The 9,599-nt window shown below is 64.4% G+C and carries 1 protein-coding gene and 2 pseudogenes; all 3 read right to left on the bottom strand.

Going from position 1 to position 9,599, the window contains the following annotated elements:
* Positions 1-7,116, bottom strand: a 7,116-nt coding sequence (locus L9Z73_RS18660) for a non-ribosomal peptide synthetase (RefSeq protein ID WP_247403855.1), incomplete at its 3' end; no start/stop codon positions are given.
* A gap of 86 nt (positions 7,117-7,202) precedes the next feature.
* Positions 7,203-8,870, bottom strand: a pseudogene (locus L9Z73_RS18655) (amino acid adenylation domain-containing protein); the annotation flags it as partial.
* A gap of 78 nt (positions 8,871-8,948) precedes the next feature.
* Positions 8,949-9,590: pseudogene (locus L9Z73_RS31550) on the bottom strand (condensation domain-containing protein); the annotation flags it as partial.
* Between the last annotated feature and the right edge of the window lie 9 nt (positions 9,591-9,599).

The following is a 9,599-nucleotide window of genomic DNA, read 5'->3' as shown; positions in this document are numbered from 1 at the left end:
GATCACCCCATCGGCACCCCACAACACACGGTCACCGCTGCGGTACATGCGCGCACCGGGCGCGCCGAATGGGTCCGGCACAAATCGCTCGGCGCTCATCCCCGGTCGGCCGTGGTATTCGCGGGCCAGGCCCGTGCCGCCCAGGTACAGCTCACCGCTAACCCCGGCCGGCACTTTCCATACCAGTGGCGTGACCACAGTTTCGGTCGGCCCGTAGCCATTAATCAGGGTACGCGGCGCCAAGGTCTGGCGGATGCGCTCGAAGCTGGCCTGAGGCATGGCTTCGCCGCCAAAGGAGTACAGATCCAATGCCGGGGCGCAGCCTTGGGCCTGGGCTTCGGCAGCCATCTGGGCAAGGTAGACCGGAGGGAAGCCGGCGTTGGTGATCTGATGTTCCGCCAATGCCTGCAAGGTGCGCGCCGCAGACCACAGCTCCTCGTCGCGCAGCACCAAGCTGGCGCCGCACGTCAACGCGGTCAGCCAGCGCTCATGGGCGCCATCGAAGGCAAAGGAAATGAAGTGGAACTCACGGGATTGCGCGCTCATGTCATACAACGGCGCGGTGGCGTCGCAATGCATGGCCAGCGGGCCATGGGCCACGGCCACCCCTTTGGGTGTGCCGCTGGAGCCTGAGGTGTAGATCAGGTACGCGAGGTTTTGCGCGTGCACGTCGACGTTGGGGGCCTGGTCGCTGTAACCGTCCAGGTCTAGCGTATCGAGATCGAGCAACGCCAGGCCCGGCGCTGCGGGCAGACGTTCCAGCGCCATCTGCTCGGTGATCAGCAGGCTCATGCCGCTGTCTTCCAGCACATAGCCGAGCCGTTCGCGGGGGTAGTCCAACGCCAACGGTACGAATGCCGCACCGGCCTTGGCCACCGCCAGCAACGCCACCAACAGCCGGTTGGAACGCTGCAAGGCTACACCGACACGCGTTTCGGCGCAGACGCCACGGGCAATCAACGCGTGGGCCAGGCGGTTGGCCTGTTGCTCCAGTTCGCCACGGGTCAGGTTCTGACCCGCACAGATAAGGGCGACGCGCTGCGGATCGGCCGCAGCGTGGGCAGCGATGCGTTGCTGCACGCTGGCGAAAGCCGGCGGCGCGTAGTCCGACGTGCTCCAGGCCATGAGTTGAGCGTGTTCGGTATCGCTTAGCAGGCTGATCGCAGCCAAAGGCCGGTGGGCATCGGCGATCAGGCCAAGCAACAGGCTGTTGAGATGTCCGGCCAGTGCCTCGACCCGTGCGGTGGCGAACGCATCTCGGCGGTAACCGAACGTGATGTCCAGCGTTTCACCGGCAAAAATCGCCAGAGACAACGGATAGTGGGTCGCTTCCAGCGTGCTCGACGCTTCGATATGTACGCCGCTGCGCTGGCGCATGGCGTGATCGACCGGATAGTTCTCGAACACCAGCAGGCTGTCGAACAGGCTTTGTCCGCTCAACCCCGCCCATCGCTGGATGTCCGCCAGCGGCGTGTGTTCGAATTCACCCGCCTCGGCGCTTTGGGTTTGCAGTTCACGCAACCAATCACCCACCCCCTGGCCCGCGTCGCCACCGGCGATCACCGGCACGGTGTTGATGAACAGACCAACCACCGCTTCGGCGTCGTCCAGAGCACTCGGCCGTCCCGCTACGGTCGCGCCAAATGCTACCGGTGATTGCCCGGTATAGGTTTGCAGCAGCAGGGCCCAGGCACCTTGCACCAGGGTGTTGAGCGTCACGCGTTGGCGGCGGGCAAACTGGCGCAGACGCTGGCTGTCCGCGACCGACAGGCCGCTGCGGATCACGCCATGCCCGATCGCATCGCCAAGCCCTTGGGTATCCCGGGCTGGCAGGCTTTCGGCGAGCAGCGTCGGGCCCTCCATAGTCGCCAGGCGCGCTTGCCAGTAGGTTTGGGCCGCCCGTCCATCCTGGGCACCCAGCCAGGCAATGTAGTCGCGATACTGACTGCGCGGCGCCAGTGGGCGTTCACCCGCGTAATGTTGCAGCACCTCGCCGATCAGCCGCGCACTGCTCCAGCCGTCAAGAAGGATGTGGTGGAAGGTCCAGATCATGCGGCAGCGGGTGGCATCCAGGCGTAACAGTTGCACCCGTTGCAGCGGCAAGCGCGTCAGGTCGAAACCTTGAACGCGCTCGGCGTTGGCCCATTCGTCCAGCGCCTGCTGGCTGAGCCCGCGCGCGTCATGCAGTTGCGCCACTGCCGGGCCACGGCGCAGGACCGCTTGCAGCGGCACGCTGAGTTCGCCCTGCCAGAGAAACACGCTACGCAACGTGGCGTGCTGTTGCACGGTCGTGTCCCAGGCTTGAAGGAAGCGTTGCGGGTCGAGACCTTCGAGCACCACGTCGATCTGATTGACGTAGGCCGATTCAGCATCGTCTTGCAGGGTATGGAATAGCAGCCCCTGTTGCAGGGGCGACAGCGGATACAGGTCTTCTACGTCGCGCGCTGCCAGGGGCAAGGCGTCAAGCTGGGCCTGAGTCAGCTCGGCCAGTGGGACGTCGGAAGGCGTCAGGGCGGCATTTCCAGGGGTCAGGCAATGGGCGGCGAGCAGGCTCAGTTCGGCGCGCAGGTCGTCCAGCAGACACTCCAGTTGCGAGGCGCTGTAATGTCCAGTATCGGCGCGGCCCTCGAATTGCAACTGGCCTTCAACCAGCCGCGCATTGACCGTCAGCGCGTGACTGAGGGGCGCGGCATCGTCGCGCTGACGGCCTTGCGGTTCACTGGCAAAGCCAAACAGACGCTGGCCATCGAGGCTGCCGTCGTATTGCCCCAGGTAGTTGAACATCACTTGCGGCGGGGCCTGCTCGGCGAGCAATGCCTGGGCAGACGCCGGGCCGAGGTAGCGCAACACACCGTAGCCAATGCCCTTGTTCGGCACCTGGCGCAGTTGCTCCTTGACCGCCTTGATCGCCGAACCCAGGTCGCCAAGGCCTGGGCTCAGGCGCACTGGGTACAGGCTGGTGAACCAGCCGACGCTGCGCTCGATATTCAGGCCTTCGTGGTAGGGCGCAGGCAACGCATCGCGTCCGTGAGCTTCCAGGGCAACGCTTAGCGACGCATGCCCGCTTTGTCGGCAGAGCACTCGGGCCAAGGCTACAAGCAGCAGTTCATCCAGACGCGTGCGATAGGCGCCTGGCGCCTCCTTGTGCAGGCGCCGGGTCAGTTCGGCCGGCAGGCGCAGTCGGCGTTCCACCGCCTGGCCTTCACACCCCAGCACCCGTGCCGGTTGCCCAAGCGTCTGTGCGCGCCAGTAATCCAGCTCATCAAACAGCGCCGGGCTTTGCGCGAATGCCTGCAAGCGCTCACCCCACTGGGCAAAGCTGGCACCCACCGGCGCCAGCGTCACCGCCTGGCCAGCGGTCTGCTGCCGATAGGCTTGCTGCAAGTCTTCCACCAGCACTCGCCAGGACACGCCATCCACCACCAGGTGATGGACCACGATCAACAGCCGTTGGCTGCCATCGCTCAAGCCCAGCAAGGCGGCGCGCAACAATGGACCGTTGTTCAGATCGAGACTGGTTTGCAGGCGCTCGGCTTCGTGAAGAAAGATCTCGGCGTCCGAGGCATCAATTTCCACCAGCAGGTTGTCGTCAGAAAACCCTGTGTAGCCTTGTTGCCAGGTGCCATGGGCGTCCTGCTGATAGCGCAGACGCAGGCTGGCGTGGTGTTCAGTCAGGGCTGCAAGGCTGGCGCGCAGGGGTTCGGCTTGCAAGGCCTGTAACGGGCGCAGTAAGGCTGACTGGTTCCAGTGCTGGCGCTGTGCGATTTCCTGACTGAAAAAATACTGCTGAATCGGCGTCAGTGGTGCGGGCCCTACGGTCACGCCCGGCTGCTGCTCGGCACACTGGCGGGCACTTCGCGCTGCATGGGCCAAGGCTGCCAGGCTCGGGTGCAGGAACAGATCGCGAGGGCTCAATTGCCAGCCTGCCTGACGCGCCCGGCTGATCACTTGCAACGACAGGATGGAGTCGCCACCCAGCTCGAAGAAATTGTCGGCAATACCGACGCGTTCCAGGCCCAACACCTCCGCCCAGATGGCCGCCAGGGTCTGCTCGACCTCGCTTCGCGGCGCGACATACCCCTCGACAGCGACCTGCCCTTCAGGCTGCGGCAGTTGCTTGCGATCCAGCTTGCCGTTAGCCGAGAGCGGCATCGCCGGCAACTGCATCAATCGCCACGGCACCATATATTCAGGGACGTGCCGGGCCAGATGCGCCTTGAGCGCTTCCTCTTCGGTCGCGTCGCCCACCCAGTAGCCGATCAGCTTGTCGTCGCGGACAATAACCACGCTTTCCTGCACGTGGGCATGGGCGAGCAGCACCGCTTCGATCTCACCCAGCTCGATACGCAAGCCGCGCAGCTTGACCTGGTGATCGAGGCGACCGAGGTAGTCGATCGCGCCATCGGCACGCCAGCGCGCCAGGTCACCGCTGCGGTACATGCGCGCACCTGGCGCACCATACGGATTGGCCACGAAGCGCTCGGCGGTCAGCGATGGACGCGCCTGATAACCGCGCGCCAGGTTCACACCGGCGATGTACAACTCGCCCGCCACACCCACGGGGACAGGGTTGAGGTCGGAGTCGAGAATGTGAATCTGCGTGTTGGCGATGGGCCGGCCAATCGGCACGTTATTACCGTCCTCACGGCATGCCCAGGACGTGACGTCGATGGCCGCTTCGGTCGGGCCGTATAGGTTGTGCAATTCGCTGGCGGTTTGTGCCAGCACTTGGCGCTGCAACTCGGCAGGCAGGGCTTCGCCACTGCAAATGATGCGTTTGAGTGAGGTGCAAGCCGGTAGTTCTCCCGCCGAAACGAACGCCTGAAGCATCGAGGGCACGAAGTGCAGCGTGGTGATGCCATGCTCGACGATCAACTCGCGCAGCCACTGCGGATCACGGTGCGCACCCGGCGGCGCCATGACCAGCGCCGCGCCGCTGAGCAGCGGCCAAAAGAACTCCCACACCGACACGTCGAAGCTGTACGGGGTCTTTTGCAGAACGCGGTCGCTGGCGGTCAGGCCATATTCGGCCTGCATCCATTGCAAGCGATTGAGCAGACCGGCGTGGCGGTTACCGACCGCTTTGGGCTTGCCGGTGGAACCGGAGGTGTACAGGCAATAAACCAGGTTTTCCGGGCCGATATCGACGGTCGGCGCGGTCTGCAACTGCGTCGCTAATGGCAAGTTTTCGAGGACATGCACCGGCACGCCTGCCTCGCCAGCCCACTTGTCCAGCAGGTGCGCTTGAGTCAACAGCAACGGGCTGCCACTGTCGGCGAGCATGCCTTGCAGGCGCTCACGCGGAAGGTCTGGGTCCAGCGGCAGATACGCGCCACCGGCCTTGATCACGCCCAGCAGTGCCACGACCAACTCCACCGAGCGCTCGGCCGAAACGGCAACCGGTACATCCGGCCCCACGCACTGGCCTTGCAGCCAGTGCGCGAGTTGATTGGCGCGTGCGTCCAGCTCGGCGTAGCTCAGGCGTGTGTCGCCGCAGACCAGTGCCAGTGAATCAGGCGTAGCGCGCACTTGCTGGTCGATCAACGCCGGCAGATTCGCGTATGAGGGGTAGTTTTCCTGGGTTGCGTTCCAACCGAACAGTTGCTGTTGCTCGGCGGGGGTCAGTTGCGGCAGTTCGTGCAACGCTCGCTCGGGCTGTTCCAGCAGTTGCTCGAGCAGGAACAGGAAATGCGCGTGCCAGGCTTGTACGGTGGAGGCCTCGAACAGGTCGGTCGCGTAGCTGAAGGTAGCGGTGATCTGGCCCTGGCGGTTTTCCTCGGTGGTCAGGGTCAGGTCCAACTGCGCGGTTTCAGCGGCCTGGTCCAGGCGCTCGAAGACCAGCCCGCCCGCGTCCAGTTGGCTATCGCCGCGCTGCAAGTGGTTGAACATGACCTGAAACAGCGGGTTGCGGCCCATGCTGCGTTGGGGCTGCAGTGCTTCGACCAGTTGTTCGAAGGGCAAATCCTGATGCGCTTGGGCTTGCAATGCCTGCTCACGCACGGCCTTAAGCTGGTCGATGAAGGATTCACGGCGCGAGACGCGTAACGGCCAGACTTGAGTGTTGACAAAGCAACCAATCAAACCCTGGGTCGCGACGGCCTCGCGATTGGCAACCGGGATGCCGACGCGCAATTCTGCCTGGCCGCACAGGCGGCTTAGCCACACACCATAGGCTGCGAGCAAAACCATGAACGGCGTGGTGTGTTGACCACGGGCGAACTGCCGCAAGCGGCTGCTGGTGGCGTAGGACAACGGCTTGCCGACCCGCGCCCCGCGATAGGTGGGCAAGCCGCAACGCAGGTGATCCGCTGGCAACTCCAGCACCGGCTCGTCACTGCCCAGGCGCTCACGCCAATAGGCCAGTTGCTGCTCACTTTCCCCGGATTCCAGCCATAGGCGCTGCCAGCGCGCATAGTCGCTGTATTGCACGTCAAGGCTGGGCAATGGGCTGTCGACGGCCTGCAGGCAACGGGCATAGCCGCTAGCCAGCTCTTGCACGAACAGCTCCACCGAGACGCCGTCGGCGACGATGTGGTGCAGAGTGACCAGCAAGGCATGCCGCTCGGCGTCACAGCGCACCAGGCACAGGCGCAGCAAAGGCCCCTGGGTCAGGTCGAACGGTTGTCGGGCCTGAGCCTGGGCCAGGCGCGTCAAGGCCGCGTCCTGGGCCTGGGTCGACAAATCGCTGAGGTCTTCGCGCCCCAGAATCACGGCACAGGCATCGGCGGCATGTACACGCAGCACCGGCTCACCGTCCTCACTGGGGAAGTCACTGCGCAGTACCGCGTGACGGGCGACGATATTGGCCAGGGCCGCATCCAGCGCCGCCTCGTTCAGTTCACCGGTGAGTTGCAGGCCGCCGGTGATGTGATAAGCGCTGGCGGTCGGTTCCAACTGCCAGAGCAGCCATAGCCGGTGCTGGCTGTAGGACAACGTGCACTTCGCCTCGGCAGGCGCCGGGACGATAGGCAGACGGCGCGCGTCGATGCCTTTTTCACGCAACTGCTGCAGGAATATCCGCTGCTTTTCGGCAGGAAGCGCGTTGAGCCGTTCGGCCAGCGGGCGCAACGGATCGTCACGGTAGCTGGGGCCGTGGGCTTGGCTCAGGTCGTTCATTCAATGCGCTCCAGTTCGTTCAGCAATTGGGTCATGGCGTCCACCTCGTCTTCGGGGGTGTGCGCCGGAATGTGCTCCAGGTGCCGAGCAAGCGCCTCGACCGTCGGTGTGTCGAACACCGCGCCGAGGTGTATCTGTACGCCTAACTGGTGGCGGATCTGCGAGGCCAGGCGGGTCGCGAGCAACGAATGCCCACCCAGCTCGAAAAAGTCATCCGTCACACCAACCCGCTCCACGCCCAGCACCTCGGACCAAATCCTGGCCAGGCAACGCTCGGCGTCATTGCGCGGTTCGACATAGCCAGTAGCGGCGGCCTGCGCCTCGACCTGTGGCAACTGCTTGCGATCCAGCTTGCCGTTGGCCGAGAGCGGCATCGCCGGCAATTGCATCAATCGCCACGGCACCATGTATTCAGGAACGTGCTGGGCGAGGTGAAATTTAAGCGCGGCTTCATCGGCATCGGCGCCGACCCAGTAACCCAGCAGTTGATTGTCCCCGGCAACCACCACGCATTCATGCACCGCATCATGGGTGAGCAACACCGCTTCGATCTCGCCCAACTCGATACGCTGGCCACGCAACTTGACCTGATGGTCGAGGCGACCGAGGTAGTCGATCGCGCCATCGGCACGCCAGCGCGCCAGGTCGCCGCTGCGGTACATGCGCGCGCCTGGCGAGCCGTAGGGGTTGGCGACGAAGCGTTCGGCGGTCAGCGATGGACGCGCCTGATAACCGCGCGCCAGGTTCACACCGGCGATGTACAACTCGCCCGCCACACCCACGGGGACGGGGTTGAGGTCGGCATCGAGAATGTGAATCTGCGTGTTGGCAATCGGCCGGCCAATCGGCACGTTGTTACCGTCCTCACGGCATGCCCAGGACGTGACGTCGATGGCCGCTTCAGTCGGGCCGTACAGGTTGTGCAACTCGCTGGCCGTCTGCGCCAAGACTTGGCGCTGCAACTCCGCCGGCAAGGCTTCGCCGCTGCAAATGATGCGTTTAAGCGAGGTGCAAGCCGGTAGTTCTCCCGCCGAAACGAACGCCTGGAGCATCGAGGGCACGAAGTGCAGCGTGGTGATGCCATGCTCGACGATCAACTCGCGCAGCCACTGCGGATCACGGTGCGCACCCGGCGGCGCCATGACCAGCGCCGCGCCGCTGAGCAGCGGCCAAAAGAACTCCCACACCGACACGTCGAAGCTGTACGGGGTCTTTTGCAGAACGCGGTCGCTGGCGGTCAGGCCATATTCGGCCTGCATCCATTGCAAGCGATTGAGCAGACCGGCGTGGCGGTTACCGACCGCTTTGGGCTTGCCGGTGGAACCGGAGGTGTACAGGCAATAAACCAGGTTTTCCGGGCCGATATCGACGGTCGGCGCGGTCTGCAACTGCGTCGCTAATGGCAAGTTTTCGAGGACATGCACCGCCACGCCTGCCTCGCCTGCCCACTTGTCCATCAGGTGGGCTTGAGTCAACAGCAACGGGCTGCCACTGTCGGCGAGCATGCCTTGCAGGCGCTCCTGCGGAAGGTCCGGGTCCAGCGGCAAATACGCACCACCGGCCTTGATCACGCCCAGCAGCGCTACCACCAATTCCACCGAACGCTCGGCCGAAACGGCAACCGGTACATCCGGCCCCACGCCCTGGTTTTGCAGCCAATGGGCGAGTTGATTGGCGCGGGCCTCCAGCTCGGCGTAGCTCAGGCGTGTGTCGCCATACACCAGCGCCAAGGCGTCAGGCGTGGCACGAACCTGTTCGGCGATCAGCGCAGGCACGCTTGGAGACTGCGGGTAGCGGATATCAGTGGCGTTCCAAACGCTCAATTGCTCCAGCTCGGCAACGCCCAGCAGCGGCAGGCTGAACACCGAACGGTCGGGCGCGGCGACCATGCCCTGCAACAACTGGCACAGGTGCTGGCCAAGTTGGTCGATCGTCGCGGCGTCATACAGCGCGGTGACGTACTCCAGCCGGCAATCAATGCCGTCGGGGCCGGCGATGACGTCCAGGGTCAGGTCGAAGCGCGCGCTTTCCAGCTCGATGTCCAGCACCTCCACGTTCAACCCCGGCAGGTGCAAGACCTGGGCGTCGCGGGCATGGCGGAAGTTGAACAGCACCTGGAACAGCGCCGTGTGATGCAGGTCGCGGGTCAGGTTCAAACCGTCCAGCACACACTCGAACGGGAATTCCGCCTGTTCGAGTGCGATGCGGCTTTCAGCGCGCAGGCGGCCGCACAGGTGTCGGGTGGTCAGCTGTCGCTCAAGTCGGGCGCGGTAGACTTGGGTGTTGACGAAGAAGCCGACGATGTCTTGCACTTGGGCATGACTGCGTGCGGCGTTGGGCACGCCGACGGCGAAGTCGAGTTGACCGCTGTAGCGCGCCAGCAATACTTGCCAGGCGCCAAGCAACAACACGAATGGCGAGCAATGCTGCTGGCGGCAGAATTCACGCACGGCCTGGGCGGTGGCGGCCGGCACGCGAACATC

This window comes from Pseudomonas emilianonis (assembly GCF_023072625.1).
GTDB classification, from domain to species: Bacteria; Pseudomonadota; Gammaproteobacteria; order Pseudomonadales; family Pseudomonadaceae; genus Aquipseudomonas; species Aquipseudomonas paraveronii.
Note: the sequence above shows the minus strand (reverse complement) of the source record. Positions and strands in the feature narration are given on the sequence as shown.